The 16,196-nt window shown below is 35.0% G+C and carries 15 protein-coding genes; 4 read left to right on the forward strand and 11 right to left on the reverse strand.

Going from position 1 to position 16,196, the window contains the following annotated elements; translation table 11 throughout:
* Positions 1 to 38 precede the first annotated feature (38 nt).
* The 4 genes from BZG02_RS05615 to BZG02_RS05630 form a co-directional block, all read right to left on the reverse strand.
* A complete protein-coding gene (locus BZG02_RS05615; RefSeq protein ID WP_101260434.1) occupies positions 39 to 1,079 on the reverse strand; it encodes a sugar kinase in 1,041 nt (346 codons plus the stop codon).
* A 21-nt stretch (positions 1,080 to 1,100) separates the two neighbouring features.
* The gene (locus tag BZG02_RS05620) at positions 1,101 to 2,549 is read right to left on the reverse strand and encodes a tagaturonate reductase (protein WP_101260435.1); all 1,449 of its coding nucleotides are present in this window, start codon (positions 2,547 to 2,549) and stop codon (positions 1,101 to 1,103) included.
* Positions 2,550 to 2,591: 42 nt separating this feature from the next.
* Positions 2,592 to 4,244, reverse strand: a complete 1,653-nt coding sequence (locus BZG02_RS05625; RefSeq protein WP_101260436.1) for a UxaA family hydrolase — start codon at positions 4,242 to 4,244, stop codon at positions 2,592 to 2,594.
* A gap of 307 nt (positions 4,245 to 4,551) precedes the next feature.
* Positions 4,552 to 5,574: a LacI family DNA-binding transcriptional regulator gene (locus tag BZG02_RS05630; RefSeq protein WP_101260437.1), complete on the reverse strand. Its 1,023-nt coding sequence runs from the start codon at positions 5,572 to 5,574 to the stop codon at positions 4,552 to 4,554.
* Positions 5,575 to 5,775: 201 nt separating this feature from the next.
* Here BZG02_RS05630 and BZG02_RS05635 point away from each other — a divergent pair, with 201 nt between their 5' ends.
* Complete coding sequence (locus BZG02_RS05635; RefSeq protein WP_101260438.1) at positions 5,776 to 6,315, forward strand: hypothetical protein; 540 nt, start codon at positions 5,776 to 5,778, stop codon at positions 6,313 to 6,315.
* A 127-nt stretch (positions 6,316 to 6,442) separates the two neighbouring features.
* On the opposite strand, the gene BZG02_RS05640 is transcribed toward BZG02_RS05635, so the two are convergent.
* A complete protein-coding gene (locus BZG02_RS05640) occupies positions 6,443 to 6,733 on the reverse strand; it encodes a tetratricopeptide repeat protein (RefSeq protein WP_101260439.1) in 291 nt (96 codons plus the stop codon).
* 142 nt (positions 6,734 to 6,875) lie between these two features.
* Between BZG02_RS05640 and BZG02_RS05645 the strand changes: the two genes are divergently transcribed.
* Positions 6,876 to 7,478, forward strand: a complete 603-nt coding sequence (locus BZG02_RS05645; protein WP_101260440.1) for a flavin reductase family protein — start codon at positions 6,876 to 6,878, stop codon at positions 7,476 to 7,478.
* 94 nt (positions 7,479 to 7,572) lie between these two features.
* On the opposite strand, the gene BZG02_RS05650 is transcribed toward BZG02_RS05645, so the two are convergent.
* From BZG02_RS05650 to BZG02_RS05660, 3 genes are all read right to left on the reverse strand, one after another.
* On the reverse strand, positions 7,573 to 8,034 hold the full coding sequence (locus BZG02_RS05650; RefSeq protein WP_101260441.1) for a DUF4293 domain-containing protein: 462 nt from the start codon (positions 8,032 to 8,034) through the stop codon (positions 7,573 to 7,575).
* Between the two features lie 203 nt (positions 8,035 to 8,237).
* Positions 8,238 to 10,667, reverse strand: coding sequence for a DUF5916 domain-containing protein (locus BZG02_RS05655; protein ID WP_101260442.1), 2,430 nt, complete (start codon positions 10,665 to 10,667; stop codon positions 8,238 to 8,240).
* A 221-nt stretch (positions 10,668 to 10,888) separates the two neighbouring features.
* Positions 10,889 to 11,701: a prohibitin family protein gene (locus BZG02_RS05660; protein WP_101260443.1), complete on the reverse strand. Its 813-nt coding sequence runs from the start codon at positions 11,699 to 11,701 to the stop codon at positions 10,889 to 10,891.
* A 186-nt stretch (positions 11,702 to 11,887) separates the two neighbouring features.
* Between BZG02_RS05660 and BZG02_RS05665 the strand changes: the two genes are divergently transcribed.
* Positions 11,888 to 12,763, forward strand: a complete 876-nt coding sequence (locus tag BZG02_RS05665; RefSeq protein ID WP_101260444.1) for a nucleoside phosphorylase — start codon at positions 11,888 to 11,890, stop codon at positions 12,761 to 12,763.
* Positions 12,764 to 12,851: 88 nt separating this feature from the next.
* Positions 12,852 to 13,712 carry a transglutaminase family protein gene (locus BZG02_RS05670; RefSeq protein WP_101260445.1) on the forward strand — a complete coding sequence of 287 codons (861 nt, stop codon included), beginning with the start codon at positions 12,852 to 12,854 and terminating at the stop codon, positions 13,710 to 13,712.
* 50 nt (positions 13,713 to 13,762) lie between these two features.
* Here BZG02_RS05670 and rny read toward each other — a convergent pair whose 3' ends face one another.
* The 3 genes from rny to BZG02_RS05685 form a co-directional block, all read right to left on the reverse strand.
* Positions 13,763 to 15,295: a ribonuclease Y gene (gene rny / locus BZG02_RS05675; RefSeq protein WP_101260446.1), complete on the reverse strand. Its 1,533-nt coding sequence runs from the start codon at positions 15,293 to 15,295 to the stop codon at positions 13,763 to 13,765.
* 193 nt (positions 15,296 to 15,488) lie between these two features.
* Positions 15,489 to 15,779 (reverse strand): cell division protein ZapA, encoded by a 291-nt coding sequence (locus tag BZG02_RS05680; RefSeq protein ID WP_101260447.1) that lies wholly within the window; start codon positions 15,777 to 15,779, stop codon positions 15,489 to 15,491.
* 9 nt (positions 15,780 to 15,788) lie between these two features.
* On the reverse strand, positions 15,789 to 16,085 hold the full coding sequence (locus tag BZG02_RS05685) for a hypothetical protein (protein WP_101260448.1): 297 nt from the start codon (positions 16,083 to 16,085) through the stop codon (positions 15,789 to 15,791).
* Between the last annotated feature and the right edge of the window lie 111 nt (positions 16,086 to 16,196).

A 16,196-nucleotide genomic window follows, 5' to 3' on the forward strand; every position in this document is an offset into this window, starting at 1 on the left:
TAATTCATAATTATTAATTCATCATTTATAATTCAGTATTATCTTGAAACACGTCCAGAAGCGTCACCATCCATTAATTTCTCAACCTCCTCAACGCTTACTTGATTGTAATCGCCAAAAACAGTGTGTTTTAAACATGAGGCTGCAACTGCAAAATTCAATGCTTTCTGATCATCTCCGGCATAGGTTAATAAACCATAAATTAAACCTCCCATAAACGAATCGCCACCACCAACACGATCAACTATGTGAGTAATTTGGTAGGTATTATTCGATTTAAACAATGTTTCGCCATCGTACAAAACGCCAGCCCACGAGTTATGATTTGCATTTATTGAACCTCGAAGCGTGGTAATTACCTTCTTGCAACGAGGATATTCTTTCATGATTTTTTGCGAAACCGATAAATATGCTTCTGCAGTAACGTGTCCAGAGGTAACATCCAAACCATCCGGATGTATTCCTAAAACCATAGCTGCATCTTCTTCGTTACCCAAAATAATATCGGTACCTGCAACTAATTCGGGCATTACTTCGCCAGCGGTTTTTCCATATTTCCATAGGTTTTTACGAAAATTTAAATCGCAGGAAACCGTAATTCCTTTTTCGTTAGCTTTTTTAATAGCTTCCAAACAAGCATCTGCAGCTCCTTGCGAAATTGCAGGAGTAATTCCTGTCCAGTGAAACCAAGTGGCATTTTCAAAAACCTGATCCCAATCTATCATTCCTGCTTCTATCTGCGAAACTGCAGAATTTGCTCTGTCGTAAACCACTTTACTACCACGACTAACCGCGCCTGTTTCTAAAAAATAAATTCCTAAACGATCACCACCATATATAATATTATCAGTGGAAACACCATATTTCTTCAAATCCATTTCACAGGCGCGAGCCAAGTCATTTTTAGGCAAACGAGTTACAAAATCGGATTGTAAACCATAATTTGCCAACGAAACAGCTACATTAGCCTCACCACCACCATAAGTTGCTTTAAACTCTGAAGATTGATTAAATCTTTGATATCCAGGAGTTGAAAGACGTAACATGATCTCACCAAAACACACTACTTTTTTATTCATCGTATTCTTAATTTGTCAGTTTTACAACATTGATTCAATTGCCTTATTCATTCCTTTTTGATGAATAGATTGTAAGGATTCTGTTACCGCTTCGCACAAACCTTTCACTTCATTCAAATCTCTTTTCCACACTTTATCGTATGCCAAAACATTTTTTACAAGAGATCCAAATTCCAATTCTGATTTCATAGCAGCCCATTCCGATTTCATTAATTCCATTACATCAGCAGCATCGTTAACCGGAATTACTTCCAAATTGCGCTTGCCTCGATAGAAATACAACATGGCAGCAAAAGCAAAACTTAATCGCTTTGGAATTTCTCCTGTTTTTTCTTGGTAAGCCAATAGGGTTGGCAATACTCTAGTTTCAAATTTCGAGAAGGAATTCAGGGAAATAGACAGCAATAAATGGTGGATATAAGGATTTCTGAAACGATCCAATACATCGGCTGCAAATGCCTCCAATTCCTTCTTATCCATATCCAAAGAAGGAATAATTTCTTCCTCTAAAGCTTTATTTAAGAAACGCCCACAAACCTCATCTTCAACAGCTTGTCTAACCGCATCAATTCCATACAAATAAGCAACTGGAACCAAAATGGTATGTAAACCATTCAAAATTCTCACTTTACGCTTTTTATAAGGAGTAATATCGTCTGTAAAAATTACATTCAAACCTGCTTGTGGCGCAGGAAATTCTTTTTGAACTTGCTCTGGAGCTTGAATTACCCATAGGTGGAAAAATTCTCCTTCTACTACCAGGTTATCTTCGTATCCCAGTTCTTCTTTTATTTCTGTCATTCTATCTTTTGGATAACCAGGAACAATCCTATCCACCAAAGTATTACAGAAATAGTTCGCTTCATTAATCCACTTCACAAAAGCCCCTTCTAATTTCCAAAGCGCCGCATATTGCAAAACAAATTCTTTTAAATGATCCGCATTAGCATCAATCAATTCGCAAGGAATAATTATTAAGCCTTTGGTTGCATCGCCATTAAAATGTTTGAATCGACGATAAAGTAATGCGGTTAGCTTTCCAGGATAAGAATTTTGAGGTTTATCTTCTAATTTATCATTTGCATCGAAAGCAATTCCCGCCTCTGTTGTGTTCGAGATTACAAATCGAAGACTTTTTTCTTCGGCTTGAGCCATGAACTCCTCATTCTGAGTATAAGGATTAATTCCTCCTTGAATAGCATCGATTAAGGTATGCTCGCTTTTTGCTTCTCCATTTTGAATTCCACGAAGATAAAGTGTATACAAACCGTCCTGATCGTTCAACATATCCACCATACCTCTGTCGATTGGCTGAACTACTTTAATACCAGCTTCAAAATTTTGCTTTTTGTTCATGGTATTAATCATCCAATCTACAAAAGCTCTTAAAAAATTACCTTCTCCAAATTGTAATACCTTAGTAGGCAAAGCCTTTGTGGCCACAATGTTATTTGTTCTATTTAATTTCATTTTTCCGAACTATTATTCTTAAAAATTCTATTTGTATCTTATTTATAATGAAACTCCTCGTTTCCAAGGAATAAAGTCAAACTGACGAAGGTTTTCAGCTTTTACCATTTCTTCGCCCGAAGCCACTTTAATAATTAGCTCGAGAAGCTCAATTGCCTTTTCTCGTATGGAATGTTCTCCGGTTATAATAGTACCAGCATTAAAGTCGATGATATCGCTCATTTTTTCGGCTAATACCGTATTACTCGAAACCTTAACTACAGGCACAACAGGATTTCCCGTTGGTGTTCCCAAACCTGTGCTAAACAAGATGATATTTGCTCCTGAAGATCCCAAACCAGTAGTAGATTCTACATCGTTTCCTGGGGTACAAAGTAAACTTAGTCCCTTATTGCTTACCACTTCGGTATAATCCAACACATCAACAATTGGCGATGCTCCTCCCTTTAAGGCCGCTCCTGCGGATTTCATTGCATCGGTAATCAGTCCATCTTTAATATTTCCTGGCGATGGATTGGCCTCAAAACCAGAACCTGCTTCCACCGCTCTTTGCGCGTAAGCTTTAATTAAATCGGAAAATTTCTTAGCATCCTCTGATTTAATACAACGATCCACAATATTTTGCTCTACGCCATTCAACTCAGGAAATTCGGAAAGAATAGCTCCTCCGCCTAAAGTCACAATCATATCACTAACATAACCCAAAAGAGGATTTGCCGAAATACCAGAAAATCCATCCGATCCACCACATTCCAAACCAATTAATAGTTCGCTAAGCGGAGCATCTTCTCTTTTAAATTCGTTGGCTTCCATTAATCCTGCAAAAGTTAGTTTCACCGCCTCGGCGATAAAATCGCGTTCCGAAGTACTTTGCTGCTGTTCTAAAATGTGCACTGGCTTTTGTCCTAATACACCAAACTCTTTTAAAAAGCCATTAATATATTTCACTTCGGCATTTTGACAGCCCAAACCGATAATTGTTGCTCCAGCCACGTTTGCATTGGCAATATAACCGGCTAATAGTTTGCTTAATACAATTGCGTCTTCTCTGGTGCCACCGCATCCTCCCTCATGGGTTAAAAAACGAATTCCATCTACATTTGGAAAAAATGGGGAAAATTTATTCTCGGTATTCCGATTCAAAATATCCATTTTTAAAATATCCGACGCACTTACCCCTTTTGCAAATGCTTCTTTTAAAACATCCAAGTTAATTTTATGGGAAGTTACTCGTTTGTATCCCAATTGAGATTCCAACTCTTCCTGAAGCACTTTTATATTTCGGTTCTGACAAAATACCAATGGAATTACCAACCAATTATTGGCAGTTCCAACTTTTCCATCCTTCCGTTTATAACCTTTAAAACTTCGATTCTTAAACGCACTAACATCAGGTGCTGTCCATTGATATTCGGAAGTTTTACTACCAAATCCACCAGTATGATGAATAATATTTTCTGTAGTTATTACCTCTCCTTTCGCAATAAATGCAAGCGCCTTACCAACTGGCAAACCATACATTACCACAACATCTCCTTTTTGAAAATCGTACTCAGCTATTTTATGCTTCACCTGAACGCCATTTTTCACCAAATAGGTTTCGTTCTGATAGGTAACACTTTCGCCTGCTTTAATATCTGTCAAAGCAACCAGTAGATTATCCTTCTGACTAATTTTAATCAACTTCTCTTTCATCGGTGTATTCTTTTCATTTTAGGTTCCGATAAAACTTACCTTCTAAACCTCTTTCTATTTGCAGAAATTACTAAAACGGCAAGTTCTAAATTCAACGGTTCTATCGATTGAACTATTTATCAAAAAAAAGGATGTGATAACAATCCTTCTATTCTTATTCCCAAACAGGAAAATATCAATCTAAAAAAAACAATCGATTGAAACAGAAAATCAAAACAATACAAATTTTTATCCTCCTCAAGATGAAATGAATTTTTCAACAACTGTTCAATCGATTGAACACAAAGTAAGAAAAAAAAAATATCATTTAAAACTTTTTCGAAGATTTTCGAAGAATCAAACTTGGATTTAGAACAATACTACGAGGTATAAACTCTGATTTAGAACCTTTTATTTGTTCTAGAATCAATTCGCCAGCAGTGTGTCCCATTACAATACTAGACTGGTCTACAGAACTTATTCCTGGATCTAAATAGGAAGTGAACGGCTCGTTACTAAATCCGAAAATAGTAATCTCATCGGGAACAATAATATTTTGTTCGCGAGCAACCTGCAAGGCTCCAACAGCAGAATAATCACTGGAACAAAAAATGGCATCAGGCCTTTCCTTCATTTTCAACAAACGAAGCATACCATTTCGTCCATCTTCCAAATGCAAATCACTTTCTAAAATCAACTCCTTACAAATTGGCATAGAGGCATCCTTTAGTGCTGCTTTATAACCTTTTAATCGATTTTTATACAATTCCATATGTGAATGTCCGGCCAAATGGGCAATTTTCTTACATCCTTGATCGATTAAATGATGAACCGCATCATATGCTCCCTTATAATCATCTACCTCTACCGTACTTACGCCAAAATTTTTCAAAATTCGATCAAAAAATACCAGAGGTACACCTTCCTCTTTTAATTTTTCGAAATGATCATATTTTTTCGTCTTCAACCCTAAAGCAGCAATCACTCCATCTACTCTGGTAGCCAAAAGTGTATTAATAATGTCTTTCTCTTTTTTAACCGAATCGTTCGATTGTGTAAGAATAACACTATAGCCTGCTTTATTTGCAGTTTCTTCAATACCACGAATTACCGATGAAAAGAAAGAAATATTTGCCGCAGGTACGATCACTCCGATAAGCTTACTTTGACCACTGCGAAGAGCAGCGGCAATTTGATTGGGTTTGTAATTTAACTCGTTCGCTTTTTTGTTTACAGCATCCTTTGTTTGCTGACTCATTCGTGGATGATTACTCAAGGCTTTAGATACTGCCGATGGAGTTATGTTTAATGCTTTCGCAATATCCTGAAGCGTAATTTTTTTCTTTTCCATAGTTTTAATTATCCCAATACTAAAACAAAAGTAATAACAATTATCCTAAAGTAAGAGTAAGTTGGTGAATTGAACTATTATTAGGAATAATTAGTGCCAAAATATAATTCGTATATAACAGTTTTATAATACTTAACAATATTTTGAATATTTAAAAATGCGTTGTATATTTAGCTTAAACTAACTATAAACTAGATCACTATGACTATCCCAATCGAAACGGGCACCTTCAATTGGAATGATTTAATTTCATTAATCGTTGGTATTTCCGCTCTTATCACTGCAATCCTATCTATTCTACTCACACAGAAAGTTTCAAGAAATTCTGTAAAACCATTAATTTCAACGATCTCTAGGTCGGGCGAAAAACAATGTGGAATGATAATAAAAAACTATGGTAATGGACCGGCAGTCATCACTAAAATAGAATTCACAAATAAAGTTGATAATTCTGTTTTTAATGGATTTCCAAAAGCCTTTCCAATTCCTTCGGAAGATTGGAAAAAATACATTTTTTTCACTGCTGATAAATATTATCTAAGTGCTGGAGAAGAAATAATCTTGGGAATTATTAACAAAAAACATTTAACAACCAAATCAAAAAATAAAGATTACTTCGATATTAAAAAAGAGTATGATAAATTTAAACAAAATGTTTCAACCCATATTGAATATGAAGACGTTTATGGTAACAAGATGCCCGCTTATCATAGATCTTCCATAATCAACCTAACAACCTAAATTTCTATTGATTATATAATAAAACAACCTTCTTCAATATACATTTTACCCAGCCAATTCAAAACATAACACAAAAGCCTAACAATCAGATGCTAGGCTTTTGTAATATCATTAAATTATTATCGACTTATGGATTGTACAAATCGGGATTAAAATAATCCATGATAGATTGGATCATCGTAATTTTCACATTGGCTTTTTTATGATCGGGCTCTAAATCAGAAACTCGAATATAGGCACTTAAAGCTTTAGGAAGCTCGCCCAGCTGATGGTGCATTTCTCCAAGTCTAAAAAGTGCTTCTACATTTTTTGTCTCTGCCAAAGTAATTTCCTGATATTTTTCTAAGGCAGCACGAAAATCACCAGTCTCTTCAAGTTTTGCTGCATCTATCATTAAAATCTCAATATTCTTGCTCATTGCTTTTATTCTTGCGTTGTGTTTGCATTCGTATGTTGTGGGTAACAAATGTAAGTAATTTTCATTTCAGAGCGAATAATTGGGCTTATCTTATCCGAAAAGAAAGAGTTATTCTTACTTTTAAGGTCTAAACTTTACAAGTATGACAAAACAACATTGGAAACCCGGAACCATGGTTTACCCCTTGCCTGCTGTAATGGTAAGTTGTGGAAACACTCCAGAAAATTATAATATCATCACCATTGCCTGGACTGGTACTATTTGCTCCGATCCTGCCATGTGCTACATATCGGTTCGTAAAAATCGTCACTCCCACAATATCATTAAGGAAAGTGGCGAGTTTGTAATTAATCTTACTACAAAAGATTTAGCTTATGCCACCGATTGGTGTGGCGTAAAATCGGGTAAAGATTTCGACAAATTCAAAGAAATGAAGCTTACTCCCGGTAAATCGAAAGAGATTTCGGCTCCCATAATCGAAGAATCGCCATTAAGTATTGAATGTAAAGTGACTCAAATTATAGAATTGGGCTCGCACGATATGTTTATGGCTGAGGTTGTGAACGTGCAAGCCGATGAGCGATACATTAACGAAAAAGGAGAATTCTCACTTGCTAAATCGGGACCTTTGGTATACTCGCACGGACATTACTTCGAATTGGGAAACTTAGTTGGCCGATTTGGCTATTCGGTAATGAAAAAGAAAACCAAAGAGAAAATTAAAAAAGAAAATAAGAAAGGATAAAGTAAAAAAGTTACTTATTTCTTTAAAACTGCTGACTTATTAAAACAAAAAACCGGCCTATTGAGCCGGTTTTATTCGTTCATATAGTAGTTACTTATCGAATTCTATCCATCGAGCGAATTAAGGCCTCGTCTTTTCCGATTTCTCTAATTGCTAAATAGCTTAACACCAATGCCACCAAAGGAAATGCATTAATAAAACTATAACTTGTAATAGCATTTAATTCTGTTGCCTGACTGCTTATGCTGTAGTAAACTAAACCCATTGCACCAATCATACAAATCATATTAAACACCGTTAAACGAATTTGCAGCATTCTTTTCTTAAACAAAAAGATACTGGTGAAACTAATTAAAGCAATAATGCTTAACAAAAGAGCAACTGGCATCGCATTATAAACAACAGGTTCTCCTTCCTGCAAAGCAGGTATTCCACGATATAAAAATTGATAAGCCACGCCTGATGCATCTACCAACTCGGCCAAAGGAAAAAAGAACATGATTGCTATTAAAACAAAACTCCCCAACAGGTATAAAGACTGAATTCTTTGTATCATCGTATTTTTATTTTTTTTGTACAAATTTAAACTTAAATACAAAAGCAGCAAATTTTCATTTGCTGCTTTTTACCATCATTACTTACCACTAACTAATCGCACTACTAAAAAATAGTACTGCCTTGCAAAAAAAACACTTAATAGCAATACCTATTTTTCATCAGCTTTTACAGCTAGTTACACTGCAAAATTTAAGCAGGCTATTAACCTTTTCGTTTTAACGACATGTAGTCGATATAATATATCACCTTAACAGATAAGCTATTAAACTGTGTTGCATCAAATGTTTCCTTCAAATTATTCACAAAACGATGAGCAATTTTATCGTCTTCGTTAAAAATGGTATTTTTCCAAACTACTGCTAACTCACTTCCAGGAGCAAATCTCCACGAATACACCATATCAATATTAAAACTATTAAAATTAATATCATTATTTTCATTGTAATCAGTAGCTTTTAAGTCTCCGTTTGACTGTAAAGCATGAAAACTATTGTATGCTGCTTTGGCCCAATAATGTCTTACTTTTAAACTTAAAGAGCTTTTGTTGGTGAATATGTAACTTCCCGACAGCTTATTCTCTATATAAGATCTGTTTCTATCTCCAATGTACACCTGTGTTTTTCCATTAATTTCTTCGTCATCTACATAACCTAAATCATTTAACTGTCGGCCCCATTCCAACTGATAATTCATCACAAACTTATCGCTAAAACGGTAACGAGGCTCAATCTCAACTTCAAATACTTTTAAATGATCGTTTGATAGTCTTTTGCCGTACTCTGCTCTTATATCAAAAGCAAAAGCCTTTCTATAATCGGAAGAAATCCATGCTCCAGCAAAAGCCGAAGATCCTTTTTTCAACTTCAATCCATCTACTCGTGGCTCATCCCAATCGTACTGATGAATAGGTCGAATATTCCCATAAATACCAATAGCGGTATGACTTTTAAACTTAATATTGGCATTGTAATAAATAGTAAATTGAGAAAATCTTCTTGGCAAATATCTTGCTTCATGATTCAGTTGTAGGTTCCAATACCTCACCAATATATTTCCTATCGGATCGGCATTGTTGTAGTAAAAGTTTAAATCATTATTAATCAAATTGTTTCGATTCAAAAATCCCATATCATTAGGATTGTATTTATCGGAAATCATTCGATGGTAGAAATCCCAATTCAATTTCCCCTTAATCCGTCCAAACTCCAATTCATGATAATGACCAATTTCATCAGCTTCTCCATTTTCGAATCGTTGCGAAACAATCCCTTTTCCTTTTAAACTGTAGGATCTTTCTTTATTCCGAAATTCAAACTCGGTTCCACTCACATTAGCGATATAATCCAATTCAGGAATATATACATTAGTATTAAAAAGACTGGCGTAGGAGGCATTTTTAAAACTCTGATCGAACACCAACATGTTATAGTTAGAAAATGGCTGTGTTTTCACTTTTCTTCCTTTTCCCGTAATAGTATCGTTAATCTCAGCATAGGTATTTTTAGTCATCGCATTAAAAACACCTATTCCTAAGCCTTTGGTATTACGACCCGAAATTTTTGTTGCATTAATAATTTTTGTCTCGATAGGATTCTCCGTAATTTCCTCATTATCTTTTAATTGATCATCCACCTCGTACATCTTAACTGGTCGTCCGCCAATTCTTCTCGAATAAAAGATCTCCCCCCGATCAAATAACTCAGTTGCTTCGGTAAAAAACTGTCTGTTCTCATCAAATTTCACCTCAAAGGGTGATAAATTAAGAATCTCATCATCCGACTGCACCTGTCCAAAATCAGGAACCAACATCATATCTAAAGTATAACTTTCGTTGATTCCATACTTTAAATCCATTCCTCCCCGGTAATTTACATCTACCGATGAATTGTAGGAAGACTTATCGAAATACGTAGAGAAATATGGCGTAAACGACAAACGAACCGGAGGATTTACATTCTCAATTCCTTTCAGTACACCACTCTGACTTACCCATCCATCTTCTTCGTTATCAATAAAATTCCAAGTGGTTTTTTCTCTCACACTCTGAATATTTCGAATCAGGTTCATTCCCCACAACTGTACATTTTTTGAAGGAAATCGTAATGCCGCATAGGGAATCTCCATTTCTACGCTCCAACCTAGTTCATTAATTTTGGCTACGCTATTCCAAACCGCATCCCAACTAGAATCTTCATCTCCTTTAACCACTTTAGCATCCCACTGCACTCCTGCAGGGGTAACAACAAACTCAAAGGCATCCAAACCATTATTAAACGGATCTATTAATAAGGACAAAAAATCAGAATTATTAATCTCATCCCTCTTACTTAACTCTTTAAGAATACTTTGAGGATTCGCATCAAACATCATCACTCCAACAATAATGGAATGATCGGTATAAATAAATTTAGCTTCGGTTTTATAATTAGATACCTCCCCATTCGACGGTTCAAATTGAATGAAATCTGTCCCTTTCGGCACGCCTTTCCATACTTCATCGTTCAAATTTCCATCTATTATCGGTTTGTTACTAACTCGAATGGCGGTTAGCTCTTTTTTAGGTGCCAAACTATAGGAAGGCAAAACAAATAGGTTTGTAATCAGGCAAATTAGTAACAGCACTCTCTTCATAGTGGCAATATACTTTTAGGTCGTTAGCAATAGTTAATTTGGTTAACAGATCTTATTCTATCATATTTTATGCCAACACCACAAAATTCACTAACTAACAGACACTTAGCAATAATTGCCTGATTATCAACTGAACGCTTACGGAACAACCCTGTTCGTTTTCGTACACAAAAAAAAACCGCTCGACGAATCGAACGGTTTCCAATAGTTTAAATAACTATTTAGTTATTCCCCAAAATAAGTGGCATTCCCTCTTTTCCACTTCCAATAACCACAACTTTAGAGTTTGGCGATTCAGAAAGTTTAATCGTAGCTTCAATACCACGCATTCTAAGCAGTGCATCTGTTAAACTACTATTTATAATTTTATTCGCGATAGCCTCTCCATCGGCAGCAATTCGTTTTCTTTCAGCTTCACTTTTCTCTTTGTCCAATCTAAACTGATAAGCAAGAGCCTCTTGTTCCTGTTGCAATTTGCTTTCAATAGCTGTTTTAATTTTAGCAGGAAGATTTATGGAACGAATCAATAACGCTTTCATTTGAATGTTATTCTTCTTAAGGACAATAGAAGTCTCTTGAATAATAGCATCTTCTACTTCTTTTCTTTTTGTAGAATAAATTTCTTCAGCATTATACCTTCCAGCAACCTGTCTAACCGAAGAACGAACTTCTGGTGTCACCAACTGATTGATATAATCCTTACCAAAAACCTCGTGTAAATATCCAATTTTATTGTATTCAGGATTAAAACGAACGGATACATCAATATTTAAGGATAATCCACTTTTATCAAGTACATCCATGGTTTCTTCACTCTTTTGCTCACGAACAATATATGTAAACACTTTATTCCAAGGAGCAATAACATGAAATCCTGGCTCAACTACGTTTTCTTTGTCTAATCCTCCAGAAAATTTACGGAAGATAACTCCACGCTCACCTGGTTCCAAAGTAACGAACATACTTGATCCTGATAAGACCAAAATTACGGCCAAAATCCCAAGGACTATTAAAAAATAAGGTTGTTTCTTCATGATTCTATATTTCAATTACATTTTTAATACTTGTTAAATATAACACAATAATGTCAGATTTTGAAGAATGTAAGCAAGCTATATTTGAAAACTTTGTTTCTAACCAAAAGAAACTATTTAGTTAGTTTGCATATTGGTTTTTTTTACATATTTTCGGCTCTTTGCTCTAGTTAATTTTTAAATATTATGGAAAAAATAAAATCATCAGAATTAATAATAAATCCTGACGGAAGTGTATTTCACTTGCACCTAAAACCAGAACATCTTGCCGATACGGTAATTTTAGTAGGAGATCCTGGGCGTGTTGAATTAGTAGCCAGCTATTTTGATAGTGTAGAATTCACCATTTCAAACCGTGAATTTGTAACCAAAACTGGAACTTATAATGGCAAAAGATTCTCGGTTCTTTCCACTGGAATTGGTACCGACAATATCGATATCGTAGTTAACGAACTAGATGCTTTAGTAAATATCGATTTGGAAACAAGAACGCCTAAAAAAGAGCACAAAACTTTAAATTTAGTTAGAATTGGAACCTCGGGAGCCTTACAGGGAAACATTCTAGTCGATTCTTTTCTATTATCCAATAAATCGATTGGATTCGATGGAATGTTAAACTTTTATGCCGACAGAGATTCTGTTTCAGAATTAGATTTTGAAGAAGCTTTTAAAAAGTACGTTAATTGGGATCTAAAATTGGCCTCTCCTTATGTGGTTCCTGCATCTAAAAAATTAGTAAGCATACTAGATGGCACTGATATGACAAAAGGCGTTACCATCTCTGCAAACGGATTTTATGGTCCTCAAGGAAGAGTTCTGCGTCTTCAAACTTTAGATCCGGATTTGAATGATAAAATTGAAAAATTCGAATATAAAGGACAGAAAATCACCAATTATGAAATGGAAAGCTCTGCGATATTTGGACTTTCGGCAATGCTAGGACACGAATCGGTTGCTGTTTGTGCAATTATTGCAAATAGAATAAATAAGGATGCAAGTAAAGACTATCATCCAACAATAAAAAAACTAATTCAAACCGTTTTAGACCGGCTTAGCAAATAGCTTTTATCGTTGTTAGTAAATATTAAACCCGCAAGATTGTTTTTCCTTGCGGGTTTTACTATATTTAGCCAGGACAAAACCTATTATTATGAATAAGAATAAGTTAGAAGCTCTATTATCCTTATTAGACGATCCTGATAAAATAATTCATAAAAGTGTCGAAAAAGAACTAATAGAGCTACCGGTTAGTACAATACCACAACTGGAAGATTCTTGGTTAGAATCGAAAAGTCCACTCTTCCAAGAAAGAGTAGAAATCGTAATCAACAAAATTCAATTTTCTACAGTAAAAAAAGAATTTATTGAATGGAGTACTACTAAAACACCAAATTTGATAGATGGTGCTATTCTAGTAAATAAAAGTTACAACCCGAATTTGCTAATAGAGCCTATCCGTAAAAGTATTCAGAAAATAAAGGAAGATGTTAGCCTAGAGATAAATGACGATCTAAGTCCTCTAGAAAAAATTAAAATCCTAAATCATTTTTTCTTCAATATTTATAACTATCAAGCTTTATCGCCAAATCAACCAACAAATTGGGATGGCGATATCGGAACGGTACTATCCCAAAAACATGGCAATTCTATTATAATGGCTATTATTTATGCTGGCATTGCTCAAGAACTAAACATTCCTGTTTATGGTATAAATCTTCCGAACAGCGTTTTGCTTTGTTATAAAGATGAAGCTTCCAAAAACTCAAAGAAGAAAAATGCGGATTCAGTTCTTTTCTACATTAATCCAATCGATAAAGGAAGTGTATTTAATCAGAAAGACTTAGAACAAATCATCCACTCCAAAAATATGGAGAATAAATTAAAATTCTACAAATTAGCCTCCAATACCAACATGATTAAAAGATTGGTGCAACATGAAATTAATGTGTACCAGAAACTAAATTTAGATAGTTTCATTCCCAATTTTAAAGAATTATTTCGATCTATATAAAAAAAAGCCTGTTTCGTATGAAACAGGCTTTTTTTTTAATTCAGTATATTTTACTTTGCGTAATTAATCGCTCTCGTTTCTCTAATTACAGTAATCTTAACCTGACCCGGATAAGTCATTTCATCCTGAATTTTCTGAGCAATATCCAAAGATAAAGTTTCAGCCTCTTTGTCAGAAACTTTATCGCTTCCAACAATTACTCTTAATTCTCTACCAGCTTGAATAGCATATGTTTTTAACACCCCTGGGTGCGACAATGCTAAATTTTCAAGGTCCTTCAGTCTCTTAATATACGACTCTACAATTTCTCTTCTAGCTCCAGGACGTGCACCGGAAATGGCATCACAAGCCTGAATAATTGGAGAAATCATTGATGTCATTTCTATTTCATCGTGATGCGCACCAATAGCATTACAAATATCTGGCTTCTCTTTGTACTTCTCAGCCAATTTCATTCCTAAAATTGCATGTGGCAATTCTGGCTCTTCATCCGGCACCTTTCCAATATCATGTAAAAGACCAGCACGTTTTGCTCTTTTTGCATTCAAACCAAGCTCTGTTGCCATAATAGCACAAAGATTTGCTGTTTCTCGTGAATGCTGTAATAAATTTTGTCCGTAAGAAGAACGATATTTCATCTTACCAACCAATCGAATCAATTCTGGATGCAACCCATGCACTCCCAAATCAATCGCAGTACGTTTACCTGTTTCAATAATTTCTTCTTCAATCTGCTTACGCACCTTATTCACCACCTCTTCAATTCGTGCAGGGTGAATACGACCATCGGTAACCAATTGATGCAAAGCTAGTCTGGCAATTTCTCGCCTAACTGGATCAAAACCAGAAAGAACAATAGCTTCAGGAGTATCATCAACAATTATTTCGATACCGGTAGCAGCCTCCAAAGCACGAATATTTCGACCTTCTCTACCAATAATTCTTCCTTTAATTTCATCCGATTCAATGTGGAAAATAGTAACTGAATTTTCAATTGCAGTTTCAGTAGCTACTCGTTGAATGGTTTTTACAACTACTTTTTTAGCCTCCATATTAGCGGTCATTTTGGCTTCTTCCATAATCTCATTCACATAAGACATTGCCTCTGTTTTCGCTACATCACGCATAGAATCAATCAATTGAGTCTTTGCTTCTTCTCCTGATAAGCCAGAAATTTTTTCTAATTGCTCAATCTGCTGCTTTTTTGCCTTCTCCAACTCATCCGATTTCCGTTCTACTAAATCAATTTGAACGGTTAAATTCTCACGCACAACATCCACTTCCTTCTTTTTGCGCTGAAATTCGTCTACTCTTTGATTAAGAGCATTTTCACGTTGTTTAAATTTAGTTTCCGCAGCAAGCAATTTGTTATTTCTAGAATTAATTTGCTTCTCGTGTTCTGTTTTCAATTGGAAAAACTTCTCTTTTGCCTGAAGAATTTTATCTTTTTTGATCACTTCCGCTTCCGATTGCGCATCCCTAATTATTGAGCTACTCCTATTTTGAAGAGTTTTTTGCAAAACAAAGTAAGAAACAACGCCACCGCCAACAAACGCAATGGACCCTATTATTATTTCAATCATATCATAGAATATTAAGTCAGTATTATTATATATATAAAATGTAACCCGCACTATTACTCAGGCTTACAAAAATAACGTTCAATAGTCTTTTTCTATCTTTGCATAAGATACTAGAAAAATGACTACAAAACATTAAAATTGCGATCAGCTTAAGAAATAATGCGGGTTACAACTTTCCTTTCAAGAATCTAAATTACTCTTTATCTAAAAATTCCCTTAACTCTTGCTCCATGGCCTTTACCTCTTCAAAAACCGGCGAAACATCAGTTTTACTTTCCGCTTCAATCACCTTTATTACATACTGTAACGAGGCCATTGCCAAAAAATCCTGAGTATCTTTATCTTTATATCGTTGTTTGTATTGCATTACCTTTTCATTAATCATCTTTGCAGCTTTTCGGATCACCTCTTCTTGGGCTCGATCTATCTTTAAAGGATAAAACCGATCCGCTACATTAACTCTTATTGAAAGTTTTTCGTCCATAAACAAATTCTACCTGTTTAAAAGAGCAATACATTTATCAATCTCCCGCACAATTCGGTTAATTTTAACCTTAGCCTCCTGTGAATCCTCACTATTTCCAGCTAATGTTTTGGCTAACTTTAATGTATTGTATTGATGGTCCAGCTCTTCCCTTTCCCTTTTCAGGATCTCTAGCTTTTCCATGAGTTCTAATTTCTCATGAATTAAAGATTCTTTCTCCTGTTTAGATTTTTGGTACAACAAAATCAGTTCCGAAATTTGTTCTTTCAAACTATTCAGCACGTCGTTTGGCTCTTGATCCATCATTAAAATTTTTCTTTTACAAAATTAACATTGCTGAGAAGATTATCAAATATATTAGTTCGTATTTTGTAAATCATTTCACAAAAAACAGGTTTTTTTGTAGTTTTGATATTC

Origin of the sequence: Labilibaculum filiforme, assembly GCF_002843315.1 — a bacterium.
In the GTDB taxonomy this organism is placed as follows: domain Bacteria; phylum Bacteroidota; class Bacteroidia; order Bacteroidales; family Marinifilaceae; genus Labilibaculum; species Labilibaculum filiforme.

What these genes read in the sequence shown, in the direction of transcription:
- rny (WP_101260446.1), bottom strand. Translation starts at nt 15,295, where the DNA reads ATGATTGAAATAATAATAGGGTCCATTGCGTTTGTTGGCGGTGGCGTT.
- BZG02_RS05660 (WP_101260443.1), bottom strand. Translation starts at nt 11,701, where the DNA reads ATGAAGAAACAACCTTATTTTTTAATAGTCCTTGGGATTTTGGCCGTA.
- BZG02_RS05615 (WP_101260434.1), bottom strand. Translation starts at nt 1,079, where the DNA reads ATGAATAAAAAAGTAGTGTGTTTTGGTGAGATCATGTTACGTCTTTCA.
- BZG02_RS05630 (WP_101260437.1), bottom strand. Translation starts at nt 5,574, where the DNA reads ATGGAAAAGAAAAAAATTACGCTTCAGGATATTGCGAAAGCATTAAAC.
- BZG02_RS05665 (WP_101260444.1), top strand. Translation starts at nt 11,888, where the DNA reads ATGGAAAAAATAAAATCATCAGAATTAATAATAAATCCTGACGGAAGT.
- BZG02_RS05680 (WP_101260447.1), bottom strand. Translation starts at nt 15,779, where the DNA reads ATGGACGAAAAACTTTCAATAAGAGTTAATGTAGCGGATCGGTTTTAT.
- BZG02_RS05640 (WP_101260439.1), bottom strand. Translation starts at nt 6,733, where the DNA reads ATGAGCAAGAATATTGAGATTTTAATGATAGATGCAGCAAAACTTGAA.
- BZG02_RS05620 (WP_101260435.1), bottom strand. Translation starts at nt 2,549, where the DNA reads ATGAAATTAAATAGAACAAATAACATTGTGGCCACAAAGGCTTTGCCT.
- BZG02_RS05655 (WP_101260442.1), bottom strand. Translation starts at nt 10,667, where the DNA reads ATGAAGAGAGTGCTGTTACTAATTTGCCTGATTACAAACCTATTTGTT.
- BZG02_RS05650 (WP_101260441.1), bottom strand. Translation starts at nt 8,034, where the DNA reads ATGATACAAAGAATTCAGTCTTTATACCTGTTGGGGAGTTTTGTTTTA.
- BZG02_RS05670 (WP_101260445.1), top strand. Translation starts at nt 12,852, where the DNA reads ATGAATAAGAATAAGTTAGAAGCTCTATTATCCTTATTAGACGATCCT.
- BZG02_RS05645 (WP_101260440.1), top strand. Translation starts at nt 6,876, where the DNA reads ATGACAAAACAACATTGGAAACCCGGAACCATGGTTTACCCCTTGCCT.
- BZG02_RS05635 (WP_101260438.1), top strand. Translation starts at nt 5,776, where the DNA reads ATGACTATCCCAATCGAAACGGGCACCTTCAATTGGAATGATTTAATT.
- BZG02_RS05625 (WP_101260436.1), bottom strand. Translation starts at nt 4,244, where the DNA reads ATGAAAGAGAAGTTGATTAAAATTAGTCAGAAGGATAATCTACTGGTT.
- BZG02_RS05685 (WP_101260448.1), bottom strand. Translation starts at nt 16,085, where the DNA reads ATGATGGATCAAGAGCCAAACGACGTGCTGAATAGTTTGAAAGAACAA.